16 protein-coding genes are annotated in these 17,497 nt (G+C 59.5%); 5 read left to right on the top strand and 11 right to left on the bottom strand.

Annotated features, from left to right (window positions below):
* The first annotated feature begins 297 nt into the window (after positions 1-297).
* Positions 298-1,542 carry a peptidoglycan-binding protein gene (locus tag VJU77_06320; GenBank protein HKP02966.1) on the top strand — a complete coding sequence of 415 codons (1,245 nt, stop codon included), beginning with the start codon at positions 298-300 and terminating at the stop codon, positions 1,540-1,542.
* Positions 1,543-1,796: 254 nt separating this feature from the next.
* Complete coding sequence (locus tag VJU77_06315) at positions 1,797-2,081, top strand: hypothetical protein (GenBank protein ID HKP02965.1); 285 nt, start codon at positions 1,797-1,799, stop codon at positions 2,079-2,081.
* A gap of 269 nt (positions 2,082-2,350) precedes the next feature.
* Here the strand turns inward: VJU77_06315 and VJU77_06310 are convergent, their stop codons facing one another.
* Positions 2,351-2,785 (bottom strand): SET domain-containing protein-lysine N-methyltransferase, encoded by a 435-nt coding sequence (locus VJU77_06310; GenBank protein HKP02964.1) that lies wholly within the window; start codon positions 2,783-2,785, stop codon positions 2,351-2,353.
* Positions 2,786-3,020: 235 nt separating this feature from the next.
* Between VJU77_06310 and VJU77_06305 the strand changes: the two genes are divergently transcribed.
* Together VJU77_06305 and VJU77_06300 are read left to right on the top strand one after the other, a co-directional pair.
* A complete protein-coding gene (locus VJU77_06305; protein HKP02963.1) occupies positions 3,021-4,955 on the top strand; it encodes a choice-of-anchor Q domain-containing protein in 1,935 nt (644 codons plus the stop codon).
* Between the two features lie 80 nt (positions 4,956-5,035).
* Complete coding sequence (locus VJU77_06300) at positions 5,036-5,386, top strand: hypothetical protein (GenBank protein ID HKP02962.1); 351 nt, start codon at positions 5,036-5,038, stop codon at positions 5,384-5,386.
* A gap of 32 nt (positions 5,387-5,418) precedes the next feature.
* On the opposite strand, the gene VJU77_06295 is transcribed toward VJU77_06300, so the two are convergent.
* From VJU77_06295 to VJU77_06285, 3 genes are all read right to left on the bottom strand, one after another.
* Positions 5,419-6,420 carry a Fic family protein gene (locus VJU77_06295; protein ID HKP02961.1) on the bottom strand — a complete coding sequence of 334 codons (1,002 nt, stop codon included), beginning with the start codon at positions 6,418-6,420 and terminating at the stop codon, positions 5,419-5,421.
* A gap of 160 nt (positions 6,421-6,580) precedes the next feature.
* Positions 6,581-7,162, bottom strand: coding sequence for an ORF6N domain-containing protein (locus VJU77_06290; GenBank protein ID HKP02960.1), 582 nt, complete (start codon positions 7,160-7,162; stop codon positions 6,581-6,583).
* 19 nt (positions 7,163-7,181) lie between these two features.
* A complete protein-coding gene (locus tag VJU77_06285) occupies positions 7,182-9,146 on the bottom strand; it encodes a cytochrome c peroxidase (protein HKP02959.1) in 1,965 nt (654 codons plus the stop codon).
* Positions 9,147-9,426: 280 nt separating this feature from the next.
* Here VJU77_06285 and VJU77_06280 point away from each other — a divergent pair, with 280 nt between their 5' ends.
* A complete protein-coding gene (locus VJU77_06280; GenBank protein ID HKP02958.1) occupies positions 9,427-9,822 on the top strand; it encodes a hypothetical protein in 396 nt (131 codons plus the stop codon).
* 93 nt (positions 9,823-9,915) lie between these two features.
* Here the strand turns inward: VJU77_06280 and VJU77_06275 are convergent, their stop codons facing one another.
* The 7 genes from VJU77_06275 to VJU77_06245 form a co-directional block, all read right to left on the bottom strand.
* Positions 9,916-10,362, bottom strand: a complete 447-nt coding sequence (locus VJU77_06275; GenBank protein HKP02957.1) for a hypothetical protein — start codon at positions 10,360-10,362, stop codon at positions 9,916-9,918.
* A gap of 61 nt (positions 10,363-10,423) precedes the next feature.
* Positions 10,424-10,657 carry a hypothetical protein gene (locus tag VJU77_06270; protein HKP02956.1) on the bottom strand — a complete coding sequence of 78 codons (234 nt, stop codon included), beginning with the start codon at positions 10,655-10,657 and terminating at the stop codon, positions 10,424-10,426.
* Positions 10,658-10,741: 84 nt separating this feature from the next.
* Complete coding sequence (locus tag VJU77_06265) at positions 10,742-11,611, bottom strand: peptidoglycan-binding protein (GenBank protein HKP02955.1); 870 nt, start codon at positions 11,609-11,611, stop codon at positions 10,742-10,744.
* Between the two features lie 142 nt (positions 11,612-11,753).
* The gene (locus VJU77_06260) at positions 11,754-12,914 is read right to left on the bottom strand and encodes a ferritin-like domain-containing protein (GenBank protein ID HKP02954.1); all 1,161 of its coding nucleotides are present in this window, start codon (positions 12,912-12,914) and stop codon (positions 11,754-11,756) included.
* 248 nt (positions 12,915-13,162) lie between these two features.
* Positions 13,163-14,800 carry a formylglycine-generating enzyme family protein gene (locus VJU77_06255; protein HKP02953.1) on the bottom strand — a complete coding sequence of 546 codons (1,638 nt, stop codon included), beginning with the start codon at positions 14,798-14,800 and terminating at the stop codon, positions 13,163-13,165.
* Positions 14,801-14,958: 158 nt separating this feature from the next.
* Complete coding sequence (locus VJU77_06250; GenBank protein ID HKP02952.1) at positions 14,959-15,438, bottom strand: hypothetical protein; 480 nt, start codon at positions 15,436-15,438, stop codon at positions 14,959-14,961.
* 139 nt (positions 15,439-15,577) lie between these two features.
* Entirely contained in the window at positions 15,578-17,425 is a 1,848-nt protein-coding gene (locus tag VJU77_06245) for an SGNH/GDSL hydrolase family protein (GenBank protein ID HKP02951.1), read from the bottom strand.
* Positions 17,426-17,497: the final 72 nt, after the last annotated feature.

The following is a 17,497-nucleotide window of genomic DNA, read 5'->3' as shown; positions in this document are numbered from 1 at the left end:
TCGCGCGCCGAGCCCGACACGGGCCGAATTAAGAATTAAGAATTATCAATGGAGCGAGTGGGACGGAGATCCGCGACCGCTGGAGCGGTCGGATTTTCGATTGAGGAGTGCGGGCGGGCGAAACGGAGCTTAGTTTCTTAATTCTTCCTTCTTAATTCTGCCTTGGACGCGACGTTGGATAAGTCCAACTGCGCGTCCCTGTGCGATTTATAGGCGTTACGGCGAATCGACGCAAGCGGGGCAATGACGTCCGGCGGTGAATAGATCGCGTCCGTTTAACGACCAAAACAGAGCACCATGAAAAAATTCACTAACTTACTAATAGTCGCTTCGCTGGCGCTGGCTGGAGCCGTGATGGCTCAAGAGCCGTCGCCGGAAGCATCGCAGCCACCAGGCAAGAAGCAGCAGAAAAAAGAGCAGCCGGCGGCCGTGAAGCCACCACCGTCCCGCCCGCCGAAATCTGAGGCTCCGGCCGTGCAGCAGCCGACGACGCGGAAGTCCCAGAAGTCACAGGCTCCGGTAACCAAAGAGCCGACCGCAACGACTCAGGCACCGGCGATGACGCCGTCCCCGACCAAGCAGCAGCGCAACAAGGGGCCGAAGAATCAAAAGAACACGCCGCCCGCGACGACGGCTCCGAGCACGACTGCGGAACAACCCGCTCCGAATGCAGCTCCGACAGCCGCCACTACACCGGCTGCGACGAAGCAAAACACGCCTCGGAACAAGAAGAATTCGAAGGCGGCAGACGCTAACGCGAACACTTCGCCGAGCGCGACCACGCCCGCGCCGTCACCCAAGACAAAGGGCGCGTCCAAGACGACAGCCAGTCCGGCTCCGTCGGCCTCTGCGGCTGCGACAGCCGCGACTACGCCAGCGACAACGCCGGCGGCATCCGCCGCGGCCACTACGCCGCCAGCAGCTGCGACGACACCGCCTGCGGCTAACACGCCTGCCACTACATCACCGGCGGCCAGCGCGGGTCCGTCGGTTGCCGCGGTTAATCCAAACGCAAAGAAACGGCCGGATCAGGCGAAGGTCCAACAGATCCGGCAGCAGCACTCGAGTTTTCGGGCGCAGCCCAAACCGGACCGGGTCCAGCCGGTGCAATTCAGCGCGGGCTTTCGGCTCCCGGGAGTCGAGATGTGGGCAGGACCGCAGTATGAGGTCTATCGCTCTTACCATCCCGAACGGCACGACCGGGGCTGGTATCATCAGCACTATCAGCGGGTGGAGCTAATCGCCGGCGGGTATTACTTCTTTAACAATGGCTACTGGTATCCGGCGTGGGGCTACGATACCGGCCACGAGTATTATGCTTACGATGCGCCGATCTATGTCGGTAAACGGGCGTCGCCGCCTGACCAGGTGATCGCCGATGTGCAGGCCGCGCTCCAGGACATGGGTTATTACAAGGGCGAGGTCGATGGATTGATCGGGCCGTTAACCCGGGAGGCGCTCACCGGTTATCAGCGTGATAATGGGATGACGGTGACGGCAGTGATCGACGAGCCGACGCTGGATTCGCTCGGGATGAGCTGAGCCGCCGCCAAGCGGCGGAAATTCCAAATTCCAAAATCCAAGTAAGTGAAGAAGCCGCCGGGGTGTTCGCCTCGGCGGCTTTTTCCTTTGGAGACGGCGCGCCCTCGCGGCGTTTTTGGGGCGGGCGAAGTCGGTGCAAAGCGTTGTAGGGTGCGCTGTCTCCAGCGCAAGTTTTCAACATTGTTGCGGGAGGATCGCGTCGACGGTCGGAGACCGCCGCTACAGAAGCGCGAGCTCAGCGCAGGCATGGTGCCATGGCTACAGAGAATCCGTTTGGCGATCTGAAGTTTGATGGGGTATTATTCTTTTCTATCGTGGGTTCAGTCGCAGAAATCATTGAAGCAGTAAAGAAACTCCCCGAAGCAGAAAGGGGCGAGTTTCTGCAGCGCCTGGCCGAGATCGACTTTGATGACGCGTGGGATCGTCAAATTGATGCTGATGCGAAGGCCGGTCGACTCAACCACTTGATTGCGCAAGCGGAGGCCGACATCGCCGCGGGCCGCACCTTCCCCCTGGATGAAGTCCTCGGCGACGGCTGAGTTTTGGCGGCTCTACGCGCAGCTGCCGGCACCGCAGCGTCGCGCCGCTCGCAAGGCCTACCGGCTCTGGCAGCGTAATCCGCGACATGGGCCACTTCGATTCAAGAAAGTTGGCGAAGTTTGGTCCATACGTGTCGGCCGCGGCTATCGAGCGCTCGGTCTTCTCAAAGATGAAACGATGTACTGGTTCTGGATCGGCCCCCATGATCAGTACGAGCGGAGTCTGTAGTTAAGACCGGGAGGATCGCGTCGACGGTCGGAGACCGCCGCTACAGAAGCGCGTCGACGGGTTCGGCGAGCATGGTGCCGCGGCATTGGGGGCTTCCGCAGAGACATTCGTAGAGCTTCTTCGATTCTTTCGTAACCGGTTCGTCGATCTCCAACGAGTAATCGAAGAAGAGTTCCTCGCCGGGCTCGATGTCGCGCAGGGCATAAACGAAGATGCGGCCGTCTTCATCGATCGTTTCGCAATTTGGTTCGCAACCATGGTTGATCCAGCGAGCTTCGTTGCCGCCAATCTCCGGATCGATCACCACGCCGTCGTCCAGGCCAAACAGGAAGGTGTGCGGATTGTCCGCGTCATCCGGGAACTCGCTCTCGGGTATTCGCCGGCCGGTGTATTCGATGATGCGGGCACCTTTCGGGATGAACGCGGCGGCGTAGACCCCGCGCTCGTGCACGCCGGATGGAGCGACTTGAATCATAAATTAAGAATTAAGAATTAAGAGTTAAGAAAACGAGTGTCGAGGGGGAGGCTCGGTTAGACGGTAATGCACCTGGGTAGCCGGCGCGAGCGCAGGAGCGCGAGTAATCAATTAGGAAAACGTTATTCCTTCGAACTCTTGATGATCGTCGAATCTCCGGCACGAAGGCGTGCCGGCTCCAACAGAATGGGCTTCCTGAGAGAGTGGAAAAGGGATATCCAAAGGATAACCCTCGGTGAAAATCGGAAAGCTCATTCTGCTTACCCTTCTCGTCGCTCCGGTCGCGATGGGGACGACGTTTACCGTGACGACGACGGAGGATCAAGGCGATGGGGTTTGCACGGCCGCAGGGACCGGCGATGGCTGCACTTTGCGCGAGGCGATCTTCGCCGCCAACGCGCAAGCCGGTTCTGATGAGATCGTGTTCGCCCCCGGTGTCACGGGAACCATTCAGATGATTCAGCAGTATAACGACATTACAGGTGATCTGAGGATCAACGGGCCGGGCGCGCGCAAATTGACCGTTCGCCGCAACACGGGAGGCGACTATCGGATCTTCACCGTCAGTAACGGCACCACCACCGGCCCTCAATTTCAGGTGATCGGATTGACCCTGAGCAACGGAAAGGGCATCGGCAGCGGCGCGCCTGGTGGCGCCATTTTGAATGATCATGGAACCGTTGCGTTGATTGATTGTGTCATTAGCGGCAACACGGCGGGTAACGGCGCCGGAATCAGTAACGACGGTTCGGTCAGCGACGGAGCCACTCTTAACCTGATCAATTGCACCCTGAGCGGCAACGTGGCTTCCCAATTCGGAGGTGCCATTTTCAACTCCGGCGCGAACGGCGGCAACGCTTTTGTCTCACTGGTCAATTGCACGGTAGCCGATAATTCGGCCTCCCGCGGCGCCGCCATTCATCAAACCGGCGCCTCCGGCAGCGCCGACGTGCTGTTCAATCATTGCACGGTAAGCAATAATTCCGCGTCGCTCGGCGGGATCTTCAACACCACCGGTGGTTCCGGATCCAGCCAGGTTCGCGTCCATAGTTCACTGTTCCGGACAGGAGCCACCGGCCCAAACTTCGCCAACAGTGGCGGCACCATGATTTCGGACGGGTTTAACCTGAGCAATGATGGAGCGTTGGACGATCCCGGCACGCCAGCTAACGAGACCTTCTTCACCAACGCGGGCGACAAAATTAATACCGACCCGAAGCTCGATCCCGGTGGGCTGAAGAACAACGGGGGCTCCAGCGATACGATCGCGCTTCTTTCCGACAGCCCTGCCATTAACGGCGGCGATCCGGCCAACACGCCCAGCTTCGACCAACGCAGCGCCCCTCGTCTCGGGGCCAGTGATATCGGGTCGTTTGAATTTGGCGCGGCCCCGCTGGGAACAACTATTCTGGCCAATATCTCGACGCGTTTGCGGGTAGAGACGGGCGACAACGTGCTCATCGGCGGGTTCATTATTACCGGAACCCAGAACAAGAAGCTGATCGTCCGGGCAATCGGCCCGTCGCTGCCGCTCCCGGGCAAGCTGGATAACCCGACGCTGGAGCTGCGGGATTCATCGGGCGCGCTCCTGGAGTCGAACGACAACTGGGTGTCGTCGCCGAACAAACAGGCGATTCTCGACAGCGGGCTGGCGCCGACGGACGACCTGGAGTCGGCGATCGTCCGGAGCCTGCCGGCGAATGCGGCTTACACGGCGATCGTGCGCGGGTTGAACAACACTGCGGGGATCGGGGTCGTGGAAGCGTTTGATCTCGATGCGGCCGTGGATTCCAAGCTCGCGAACATTTCGACGCGCGGTTTTGTTCAGACCGGCGACAATATTTTGATCGCGGGGACGATTATTCTCGGTCAGGCGGCGCAGAAGGTGATCATGCGCGCGATCGGTCCGTCGTTACCCTTGCCCGGGAAGCTCGCGAATCCAACGATGGAGCTGCGCGATCAGAACGGTGCGCTGGTGGAAACGAACGACAACTGGGTAGATTCGCCGAACAAGCAGGCGATCATCGATAGCGGGCTGGCGCCGGCGAACGATTTGGAATCGGCGATTCTGCAGACTCTGCCGGCCAACGGGGCGAGTTTCACCGCGATTGTGCGCGGGGCGAACAATACGACCGGGATCGCGGTGGTGGAGATGTTCGCGGTCCAGTAAACGCAAAGTAAGAAGGAAGAGGTAAGAAGGAGCAGAGCGTCGGACTCGACGCGTTCCAGCGCGGTGGCTAACCTCGACGCATGAGCACCCTATCGAATTTTGTGTCGTTGCATCCCTACTTCAAAGTGCACCCTGGGAAACTGGAGGAATTCAAGAAGGGGTTTCCGGTCTTCATGGACCTGACGAAAGAGGAGCCGAAGAATCTGTTCTATGAATTCAGCGTCAACGGGGACGAGGTGTTTTGCCGGGAAGGATACACGGACGCGGCCGGGCTTCTGACCCATCTGGATAATATTGGCACCTTTCTCGCCAAGGCCATGAACATTGCCGACCTCGTCCGGGTGGAAGTGCACGGGCCGGCGAAGGAGCTCGCGAAGCTGAGAGAGCCGCTGGCGCATCTCGAACCAAGCTGGTTTGAGATAACAAAGTAAGACTTAGGAAAGATCTCGTTAAGAGAGGCGCATTACCTCAGGACATAGCGTCCGGTCTTTTTCGTGCCGAGGCGGCGGACCAGGCCGGCTTTCATGAGGGGGCGCAGGAGATCAAGCGCGCCTTGCTTGGAAACGCCCACTGCATCCCAGATTTCACGCGGAGTCATGGCCTTATGTTCGCGCAGAAGATGGAGCAATTGCTCCTGTTTCGGGCGAAGGACCAGTTTCTTTTTGCCGGCATTCGCACTGAGTTTCTGGATCCGGCTCCAAACCCGTTCGAGGGTTCGGCCTAATCCTTCCGCGCTGTACTCGAGCCAGCTCGTGAGGTCGCCTTTGGCCAGCGCCACTTTCTCCAGGGCGTCGTAATAGCGCGGCCGGTCTTCCCAGTAAAATTCGTCGATGGAAAAGAGATGATGACTGTCGAAGCCGCGGCGGTAGAGCTCCCAGAGGGCGAGCATTCGGCCGGCGCGGCCGTTGCCGTCGGCGAACGGGTGGATGGTTTCGAACTGATGATGAATAATGGCCGAGCTGAGGATCGGCGAGAGTTTTTCGGGTTTGTTCCACCAATCGAGCAGATCGGACATCATCGGCTTGACCTGCTCCGGCCGCGGCGGGATGTAATCGCCGACTCGCACCCGGATGGTGCGATATTGGCCGGCAGTCCCCTGGTCCATGACTTCTTCGGCCAGGATCCGGTGGAGCTTGAGAATGTGCGGATGGGTAATGGCCCGGAGATGCGCGTTTTTTTCCACGAAGCGCAAGCCGGCGAAATAATTGGCGACTTCGCGGCGGGCGCGTCGCGCGGTGGCGGGAATGTCCCGGCCTTCTTCGATGGCGCGGACCTGCTCGAGAGTAAGTGGATTTCCTTCAATCGCCGTGGACGAATGAGCGTTGCGAATCCGGCTGTCTTTCTGCAGAGCCGGGATCCATGGGACCTGGACGGCAGCCGCCAGGATGCGTTCGCGCAAGGCGGCGACCTGCTCGACCTGGGAGAGGAGAGCGGAGGTAATCTGGTATTTGGGCGTGAAGGTCACGGGGATTAGTCAAGTATAAATCAAGTTATGAGTCAAGCGATTTCCGGGGATTAGTCCAGTGAAAGTCAATTTATGGGTCGACTCGGCGATTGTGATCGCCCCACCAATTCGACGGTCGGCCTCCTGCGCGCCAAAGCGCTTCGGCGGCGCGAGACCGCCGCTATTTCCCCGAATGGAATCCGATCTGTTTCTTCGGCGGTTCTGGAGGCGGCTGAAGCAGCGGACGCAGTTTCTGGAAGAGTTCGCGCAACGCAGCGTCATGAAGGAAAAGGGTGTTATCAATCTGCGAGAGACGCTTCATGACGGTTTCGTTCGTGGAAAGCGCCTCTCGCATTTTCACAAAGGCGCGAATAACGAAGACGCTCATCTGGACGGCGCGTTTACTCCGCAGAACGTTCGCGGCCTGGAGCGCGCCATGCTCGGTGAAGGCGTAAGGACGGTATTTGCGATGGACGCCGCGGCCCGTGTTTAAGGTGCCAGTTTGGTACCTTAACGGTCCCGACTCCTCCCGCGTTAACTGAAATACGAAGTCTCGGGGAAAGCGGTCTGCATTGCGTTTTACGGCTCGATTGAGCGCCTTCGTCTCAACTCCATAAATTCTCGCGAGATCGCTGTCGAGAATCACCCGTTGGCCGCGAACTGCGAGCCTGAACTCATGGCTCGATCCATTTGCCGATGGCGCGGACGGGGCGAGCTTCGCGCTCGGCTGCGAGCCAATCGAGACGCTCGAGCGCTTTTTCACTGAGCTTGGTCAGAAGAGATTACCGCAGGTTGTAGACTTCGACGATGCCGAGACCGGTGGAGCCGTTCTTTCCGGCGAGGATGGCGGTGAATTGGCCGGGAGCAAGCGTGGTGAAAATGGCGGATTCGTTCGCGCTCGAGGGAGCGAGACCGCTGGCGCTCAGGAGCGCGGCGGCAGCGGGGTCGTCGGACCAATTGTCGTTGGTGATCAGAGTGGCCCCGTTAGAGTCGTGGAGCTCGAGGGTGGGATCGGCCAGAAGATTGCCGAGGCCAAATTGCGCCAGGGAAGGTCCGAGGCCGCGAATCGCCACGCGGGTGTTCCCGTTATCTCCGCCCAGGATGAAGCCGCCAATCATGACGTTGTTCTGCGCGCCGACAAAACCGCGGGTGCTGATGTTCGCCAGTTGCGCGTCGGCGGCCAGGTCAAGGTCGTAGATTTCGAGCAGAGCCACGCCGGTGGTTTGATTCTTCCCGGACAGGATCGCGGTGTAAGCGCCGGGGTCGAGAGTGGCAATGAGGACCGGTTCGCGGTCGTCGCCGGGCGCGTAGGGAGTGGCCTCGATCAAGGCGCGCTGGCTGTCTTTCCAATTGTCGTTCTGGAAGAGGAGTGCGCCATCGGCTCTACGCAACTCGAGCATGGGATCGTCGAGCACGCCGATGAGCCCGAAGTTAGTCAAGGCGGGGCCGAGCCCGCGGATGAGGACGGTTTTCGAAATGTTCCCGGTGATGATAAAGCCGCCGATGATGGCCTGATCGCCGGCGCCGGCGCCGAGACGCGAGGAAATATTGAGCGAACGAGCGGCGGGCAGCGGGGCCGGAGTGGGGGTGGGCGTCGGGCTCAAACCGGGTGGGACGTTGACGAGGGTGATGGTGCCGGACGCGCTGAAGGGGTTCGACCATTTCGGCTCGAGGTAAACAGCGGTGCCGGAGAGGGTGAGCAGGAACGCTTCAATATCGAGCCGTTCCTGCGGCGTGAGGTTCAACACTTGAACTTGCCCGCCGGGCCGCCGGAGACGCGGATCGAGATTCTGGTTGTTGCCGGGAATGGCGGCGTAGTGATTGATGACCTGGGCGAAGGAAGTGAATCCGCCGTTGTGCATGAAGGGCCCGTTCAGCTGTCCGTTGGAGTCGGCGAGATTCCGGAGCGAAGGCGAGCGGGTGTTCGTTAGGTCGGTGCCGCCGCCGATGGCGAAGATGACGCCGTTATTGAGGCTGTCGGGGTCGATATCGAACTCAGGCGGGCGGTGGCAGCCGGCGCAACCGGCCCCGCCCTGATTAGCCGGGCGGAGGAAGAGTTGTTTCCCATTATTTTCGCTGGCGGTGAAATTTGGGAAGGGCTGCGGGTCGGGCACTGCGGCTCTGCCGGCGTCGTACTTGGAATCGAACGATTGAATGCTGCGAACGAACTGGGCAAGCGCTTTTTGGATTCGAGTTTCGTCGATGGTCGAGGAGCCAAACGCGAAGTTGAAAAGGATCTGATATTCCTGAATGGCGGCGAGTCTCGAGAGGAGACTGGAGAAAGGCGGATCGCCGTTTGTCCCGCTGAAGCCCATCTCGGTCACGCTTTTGATCGGATGGGTCGTTTGATCTTCCAAAGTGACGGCGCGTTCGTCCCAAAAGAAATGAGGCTCGGTGCCGAACCGCGCATTAGGCAGACGAGTGGAATGGCGCGCCGTGGTGCCGCCGACGCCGAAGCTGGCCAGCGCGCTGTCGCTGAACCCGTGGGCCTGCTGGTGGCAGGTGGCGCAGCTGACGGTGTTGTTGCGGGAGAGCCGTTTATCGTAAAAGAGGACGCGGCCTAACGTGGCCCCGGCGTCGGTGATCGGGTTCCCGGGCGGAGTGTTGTCCTTCAGGATGTAGCCGGGCTTTCCCTGGTTCGCGTAATTCTCCAGGGTGCTGAGATCAAGGGTCCCATTCTGCGCGGAAAGCCGGGCCGCGGCCTGCCAGGCGAGGAACATGGCCAGCGCAAAGGGACGGCGTCTCATGGGAGCAGGAGGCTCATCGGTGGAGCAAACACCGGGGAGGTTTAATAGTCGCGCGCAAAAAAGCAAAGGTAAATGATTTGGCGGAATTGGAGACGGCCTGCCCTCAGGCCGTGGATTTGCCGAGATTGTAGGGTGGGCGCGTCGCCTGCCACGTTCCTTCGGCAACCGGAGCGGGAAGAGGACGACGGTCAGAGACCGCCGCTACAGAAGAAGCGTCGACGGAGCGATGCGGGTGATTTATCGATTGGCTTGAGGTGGACAATAGCCGTACCCTCGCTCGATGCGACGATTGCTCGTGTGGGTCCTTTTTTTCCAGATGGCGCGGATGGTTTCCGCAGGTTTGGGGGAGGATGGGGATCAGATTGAAGATGCGTATGGTGGTCCGAAGTCGCGCCGGTTACGCGACGATGGAACGGTGGCCGTTATTTATCAGAAGGACCGCTATCTTTATCAGGTGGTCTTCGAGCGCGGAGTGAGCGTTTCAGAAGAGTATTCGCGTCTGGATGGGGCCGGTCTTTCGGAGAAGGAGATTACGAAATTTCTCAAGAAAAACGGCGGCCCCAAAATGCCGTGGAGCCGCACCGACACGGCGGAGGGGCGACGGTTCGAGCGGGGTGATCACTTAGCGGAAGGGCTCGCGACGAGGACGTCGCTGAAAGTAAGAAGTAAGAAGTAAGAAGGAAGAAAGACGGGAGTTGGCGAGTGGCGCGCCCGAACAGAATTAGGGATCGAGCGGCGAATTTCTTAAATCTTCCTTCTTACTTTTCGCCTACACCCGCACCGTCCTGTGTTCGCAGGGAAGCGCAGTGACGTAGGCGGCAACATCCGCGTAGTTGGCGATCTTGTTCGGAATCAGCCAGGCGACGCCGCCATTCTTGAAATGAATTTCGATGCGCCACAAAACGTCGCCGCGATTCCTGAAGCGGTGGAGTTGCTCGATGACGCAATCGAGCTCGGACCAGGAAAAGCGGTAGCCGTCGTTTCGGGTGAGGCCGTCTTCGGTGAAGATTTTCACGGAGCGGGAATGACCGCGCCAAACCAGATAAAACACCGGGCTCAGCAGGGCGATTGGCATGATCGTCCAGATGAGGGGCGCCAGCCGGAAGCCGTGGCGCAATTGCAACAGATTGCCGAGCGACAGCAGCCCGAAGAAGAGGACCAGGATGAGGAGACAGATAAAGACGGTTTTGTTCGCCTTAACGGGAAGCCGGGTCATGGGAAGGCAGAAGGAAGAAGTAAGAAGGTGACATGTTACTCGTCACTTTCTTCCCCTTCGCCTAAAGATCGTTGACGTCTGAGAGGGCGATGGAAGCGACGGCGATTCCGAGCGCTAATTCGGCGGCGTAAATGGATCGGGCTGTGTTGGGATGGTCGGCCAGCTCTTCGGTGACGGCTTTCGCGAGTTGCGGGCCGATATGCCAGAGAAGGGAATGACGCCGGGGACGGAGCAGGCCCATGAGGCCGTCACCGATGAGAACGAGACCGGCAAGTTCGAGAAAGCGAGATTTCATAAAGTAATAAGATAGCGAAATACGGGATGCGTGCTGAGAGATATGCAGGACGCAGCTTTGGCGAGCCAGACAGCAACGGCCTCGCTAGCCGAGCCCAAGCGTAGACAACGTTGGTTGGTCGAGCGCGGCCGTGGTTACGAGGCCGTTGTCCCGCTGGAAATCGGCGAGAGCCTGGCGGGTGAGCGGGCCCATCAGGCCGTCGACGTCGCCTCTGTAATAACCCTGCTCCTGCAACGTGGCCTGAACATCGGCCACGACCTGGTCGAACGGCGTCCGGTTATCGCCGACATAGATCGGGCCGTCGTACGGATAGTAGGCGGCAGATTGATCGTACCCCCACGCCGGATACCAATACCCGGCGTCCCAATAATACCATCCGCCCCCGATCAGCAGAAGGCTGGCGCTGTAACGCGATTGCCACCAACTCTGGTCGTGCCATTGCGGACGGTACGCCGCGAAGACACGATATTGTGGGCCGGTCCAATTCTGGGCGCCCGCAATCTGATAGTTCTGATTGAACTGCGCGCTGGCGATCGCTGAGTTGGGTCTGGCTTTGAAATTCCGGTGTTGCGCCTGGATTCTCTCGATGGATTCCTTCGGGAGCGGAGTAAATTTCTTGTTCGTTTGGGCCGTGGGCAGCTTCTGGGACTGCACCGCGGGCAATTCGGCCTTTGGAGCGGTCGGCGCTTTGTGGAGCTGTTGTTTGGCAACGTTGTTTTCGTGCGTCTTGGATTTGGCCAGTTTTTCGGCGGAGGGCGGCCGGTTCACCTTCATGTGCGAGTTCGGCGCGGTGCGGGTGGTGTTGACGTGCGGCGCGGCATGGACACGTGGGGCCTTCTGCTTGGGCGCGGACTTTGTTTTGGGGGCGGCCTTTTTGTCGGGGTTCTGGTTTGCGGCGGTGCCCGCGGAAAGCGCAAGAGAGCAGCCGACTAAAATAGCGATGAACGTTTTCATAGTCATGAGTCCGATTGATCTAAGTCTCTTCAATCAATTCGTGTTTGGCCGGTGAAATGGTTGCCGAATGATCGGCCGGTGCGGCGGCGTCCCGACGGCTCGCCGGGGCGAGCCGTCTTCATTCGCCATTACGGATTATCTATCAAATAGACCGGCGGGCCGCGTCTGCTGCCTGGGCCAGGACGTCGAGCGCTTTAAAGAATTGCGTCGATTGTCCGCGGAACAATCCGTCAGCCGTTAGCGCCGAGATCGCGCCCCTGGCGCTGACTTGCTGGGACCCGATTGGACGAATGACGGAACAAGCCGGAAGACTTGGATCAATAAACTGGCAGGGCTCCGGCATGATCAGATTCGCCTGCAGTTCTTCCGGCTGGCCTTTGTGAAGGTCCTCAAAGGTCACGTCGGAATTGTTGATCGGGTCGTGATCGGTCAACGGCGTGGCATTGCCCGCCTTGTCCTGCCAGGTCTGGAAATGCATGACTTCGGCGCCGCCAATGCCGAGAACAACTTCGAGGGCGGTGAGATTCGTTACTTTGCGGGCCATGGCTGCATACAAACTCGTGCCGCCCTGCTCGATGAAGCCAAAGTGGAATCCCGCGGTAAACGCGATGGCCTTGATGTGATCGCTGAGGTTATCAGGGTCGCCCTGCTCGGCATCGTTTCTTGGAATCGCCGCGTGCAGACCCGTGGCCAGACTCGGGACCGCGTGCGGGAACATGGCTCCCAGGTCGGGATTGGTAGTGCTGCGGTAACGCGTCCACCAGCTGGTATCGATCGTTAGCTGCATCAGGTTCGTCAGCCGTCCGATTTGCTGCGCCCCAGTGGCTTGACTGCTGGGCAGGGTGCGGAACTGATCGAGGTTTACCGGAGACGCGCCGGCCGCGCTGAGGAAGGCATTGAGGAAATCAACATGGCTTTGCTCATCGTCGGTGTTGTCGGAGATGTACTGCGGCTGGTCCTCATCGAGGATTTCAAGGGCGGCCCGATAAGGGGATTCCTTGGAATCCTGTCCGCCCAGCTCCGTGTATTGCTGCCATAGATCGGTCTCGATGATCTCAGCCGCGGCCAGAAACCGCAGAATGTCGACGTCTCCCTGGGTGAGAGTTCCTGCGCCGGCTCTTGCTATCGATGCCGTGCTGATCAAACCCGCGCCAGGCGCCAGGAACGCGGCCCCCATTCCGAGACGACGAAGAAAAGTTCGTCGCGGAAGAGGGGGTGGCGGCGCGGCGGCGTGCTTGGAAACGGGAAGTAATTCGACGCTCGAAAATGAGCGGTCAGCCATGGTGTCATTTTGAGTTTTCATGAGATATGTTTTGAGGTTGAATTTGTGTCGTTAGGTTTATCGCGAAGCAGCTCACTAAGTCTGTTTCGTACCTATTGGTTCGTGACTGAACCGAGGCCCCGGCTGGGCTGGAAAGGTAACGTAGTTGTTACTTTGGAAAGGCTGGTGGTCCGCCGGCGATAGCGGCCGCTACAGCCTAAGGAAAACGCGATAACTACCGCGAGCCAGGTCACGGACTGGAGGCAGGCCGCCTCCGTTTTCCCGGAGGCTTAGGGAATCGCCGCTGGGTTTCGGCATTCGCAGACGATGCGAAAGCCGACGTCGTTTGAGGCGTAGTTCGGGGCGTTCGAGCTCCGCGTTGTCGTGCGCAGACTGGTGAAGCGCGATTTCCAGCTTCCACCGCGATAAACGCGAGTGCCGCCGGAAGCAACGCGAGGATTTTTCTTCAACGCGCCGGGCAGCGGTCCGTAGAAATCCGAACACCATTCCCAAACGTTTCCCGCCATATCTTCGAGCCCGAAGAAGCTTGCCCCGAGCGGGAACGCGCCCACGGGCGAGGTCTCCGCGTAGCCGTCGTTAATTTGCTGGTCGCGCCACGGGAAACTGGTACTGGCATCGGCGAAGTTGGCGGAACCGCCGCGCCGCGCGTGGTTTCCCCACGGATATTTCCGGCCATCGTTTCCGCGCGCGGCGTATTCCCATTCCGCTTCCGTCGGCAGCCGGTAATTTTTCCCATCCCTCAAGCCAAGCCATTGGCAATATTTGTCGGCCTCGAGACTGGTGACATAGACAACCGGATGATCGTCGCCGGCCCCTTTTATTCGCTTTTGCCGGTGCCGCGGATCGAACTGCTCATATTGCGCATTGGTCACCGGAAACCGGGACATGTAGAACTCGCTCAGGATCACCTGGGTAATCGGTTGCTCGTTAGGCGCGGCGTCCGGCTCTTCGCTCCCCATCATAAATTCGCCTTCGGGAATCAAAACCATCTTCCCGATGACCGGATTGACGAACTCGGGCGGCGAAGAGGATGGCGTTGGTTTGAAGAGAACGGGTTGGATGATTTTCGGTGCGGGAGGAGGCGGCGTTTTCGGCGGCGGGGTCGGATCGGCCTTGGTCTGGGTTGCGGGTGCTGGTCCTGGCGCTGGCGTTTCCCGCGCAGGGGCGGGGGCCGGGGCGGGAGCGATTTCGGTCTCTTCCAGGAAATTGTCGAAAAGGTATTCAGCCCGCTCCAGGGGAATCCCGAGGCTCTCCGCGATAGCCGCGAAAGCTCGCCGCACCATAGGAGTGGCGTCGGCAAGACTCAGGCGGGCCAGGGCAAGGATATGGAGGAATTCCTTTTCGGCGTCCGTGCTGTTGGTGACCGCGGGTTTCGTTTCTGGCTCCGCCGGTGCGACGCGCTGGGCTTTGTGCCGCCGTAATTCTTCTTCGATGCAGTTCCGGGTCTGCTCTTCCGTCAGGCCGTTGCGCTGCCCGTATTCTGAAAGATTGGCCTCGGCGTCCGCGGTCAGGACCCGGCGCGCGAGGGAGAAGGCGACGTATTTGGAAAAATCGGCCAGCGTTTCCTGCTGGATTTGGGCTATCAGTTCGTCATCGATCTGCCGCCGCTGTTCCTGATCGAGAAGCTGCATGCGGGCCTCGACGATAAGCGCCGGCGCTTCGTCAATGCCGCGCCCGAGCAACTGGGTGAGCGGGTTGCTCGGCTGACTCTTGAGCCGGAGCTTTTTTTGCCACCACTGGAGGAGAGCGGTGCAGTGCTGCTGAATTTGTTCCTCGTTTGGCCTGGCCCTTGGATTAAGGCAGAGGCGCTCGTAAGGATTTTCCGCTTTGTATTTCTCCCACCCATCCCATTTCAGGGGGTCGTCCGGGAAGAGATCGAGGGTGGCAGAAACTTGGGTGTCGAGCATGGGCGGCGGGAAGTGATCCCCCGCGTTTTGGTTGCAAATTCTGTGCCGGAGACGGAAAAAGTAAGGAAGAAGTAAAAAGGGGGAGATCGGTGGTCCAGCACGCTCTCAACGGCCTGATGGCAGGCCGTCTCCATAGCTCGCCGCGGCGAGGCGTCTCTCTACTTCTTACTTTCCTCGACCTTGTCGTAGAACGCCATGTTCTTGAAGCGTTTGCCGTCGGGGTCGGTGCCGCTCGTGGTAACGGTGCGGGTCTTGCCATCCGCGGCAATGCTCACTTTACCTCCCATGATGACCTCCCCGTCCTTCTCCACGATGAAATCCAGAGTGTTCGCATCGATCTGCTTGTAGAGGCGCGCGTCGGAATTCGGGTCGCCGGTGACGGGATAATCCTTGCCGTCGAATTTTCCAGTCCACTCGGAGTGGGTTGGTTTCCCATTTTTGTCGACGCCGTCGGTGGTAATCTTCACCAAGTCGCCGGGCACTTCGGCATAAACAACCGTGAGGTTCCTGGCCTGCCCGGGTTCGAAGATGGATTTGGCCTCATTCAATTTCCACGTGCCCAGGGCCGGGCTGCCAAAACAAAGCGCTCCCGCGGCCAGAGAAAGCGCCACGCTCAATCCGATCGTTTTGATTTTCATCCCGCTACTCTTAGCGCCGGAGCGCTCGAAAGGAAGAAGTAAGAAGGAAAAAGGAAGAAATAAGAAATAAGAGACTGAATGAAGGCACTCTTGTGAAAAGGCCGCTTTCTTCCTTCTTACCTCTTACTTCTTCCTTTCCTTACGGCAGCCGGTAGGCTTCGACGAGGGCAATGCCGGTGGTGTCGTCCTTACCGCGAACAATAGCGGTGTAATTGCCGGGCGCCGGAAAGGCCACGACGACTGATTCCCGATCGTCGAAAGGATACAGCAGGGTTGCGATCGCGGCCTCGGACTGGCCATTTTTCCAATCGTCATTGGAGGCAATGGGCTCGCCGTTGGCGTTGTACAAGTCGAGGGTGGGATCCATAAGCGGCTCGGCGATGCCGGCGTTGGTCAAACTGGGTCCCATGGCTCGAACCACGACCATCGGGTTTTCGCCGTCGGCGATAATGAGCCCGCCGATGAGGACGTTGTCGCCGGTGCCGACAAAGCCGCGCGTGCTCACGTTGCCGAGGGTGGAGCTCGCGCCGGCGTCGAGATCATAAATTTCGACCAGACCATTGCCGACCGTGGAGTCTTTGCCGGAGAGGACCGCGGTGTACTGCCCGGGCATGAGTGAGACAAGGATCGCCGACTCCAGATCGTTGCCCGGGGAGAGGCCGCTGTTCATGATTTCCATGGCCTGGGCTGAATCTCTCCAATTGTCATTCGTTCCCAGGGAGTTCGCACCCTCGTCCAACAAATTGAGAGTGGGATCGGCCAGCGGATTCGGGACACCGTGCATGGTGAGGCTGGGACCAATGCCGCGGATGAGAACCTTCTTTGGACCATCCCCCAGAATAATGAAACCAGCGATGGCCACTTCGTCGCCGGTCCCGACGGAGACGCGAGTCGCGAGATTGACGGCTTTGCCGGGCGCAACCACGGGAAGCGTGATCGCGTCGTTCGCGCCTTTGGCGAGCCAGTAATGACCGGCCGTGGTGGGATGGACTTCGTCCCAGTAAATATAATCGTCGGGGTCCACATTCGAGTTACCCTGGGAAGGCTGGCGGACGTTAGTGAACCCGTAATCCGCGGGAGAGGCGAGAGTCCGGATCACATTCGTCCAGACATCGACCCGATAGATCGTGGGAGTGATCCCCTGGCCGGCAAGGTCGCTGACAAGTGCGTCAAGATCCGCGTCCAACTCCTCCCGAAAAAGAATCGAATCAGAATTCAACGTCACGATCCGATCCGGGTCCTGGGCGTATCTTGGGATGTTGCCGACCGGCGGCAGATTCGGGACCATGATGAACTGAGCGCCGGCGGTCGCGAGGCGGCCGACCAGGGCCGTGATGCGGGCAGCGGTGGCGGTCGTGTTGGCCTCGCTGTCATCGGTGCGGATATCGTTCCCACCGCCCCAAACAATGTAGAGCGCGTTCGGGTCAGTTCCGTTAGCGCCAAGATAATCGTCCACCTGTTTGCCGAGGTCATTGACCGTGATGGTGACGTCGCCAAAGACATCACTGTGGACGGCGAGCTCCTCGTGAGTGCCGTCGGTACTTCTGGCCCCGCCAAAGGCATAGTTGAAGCCGCCGCTGGAGCTGGCAGTCGCAGGGAGAATATTGAGGAAAGTCCTCGCGAGCTGTTCGTGCCAGACGCCGACGTAAGTGGCCGAACCGGGGTCGGTGTCGCTGCTATTGGTGAAACGGCCGTCGCTGAAATTAAAACTGCCGCTGGGATAATCGACCAGGCCGCCGGTCATCGAGTTGACCTCGGCCCGCATATTCCCGGTATCGGAAAGACTATCTCCGAAGAGGATGATTCTGCTAAAGCCGGGATCGGGCGTTGGGGCCGGCGTTGCCGTGGGCGCCGGGGTAGGCGTCGCGGTCGCAGTAGGCGTCGGAGTGGCAGTCGGGGTTGGTGTCGGCTGCGCCGAGGCGGATAAACTGGCCAATATCAGCACGATACCGGCGACAAGATTAAAACTATTACGTCCCAAGATCATTTTCCCTCTTTTCCCTAAGCCGGTCGTTCCGGCACCATTAATTCGAAGGAACGGCCCCCATTGCGCGTGGGA

The organism is Chthoniobacterales bacterium, from assembly GCA_035274845.1.
In the GTDB taxonomy this organism is placed as follows: Bacteria; Verrucomicrobiota; Verrucomicrobiia; order Chthoniobacterales; family UBA10450; genus AV80.
The sequence above is the reverse complement of the archived record's forward strand: the minus strand, read 5'-3'. Positions and strand labels throughout refer to the sequence as shown.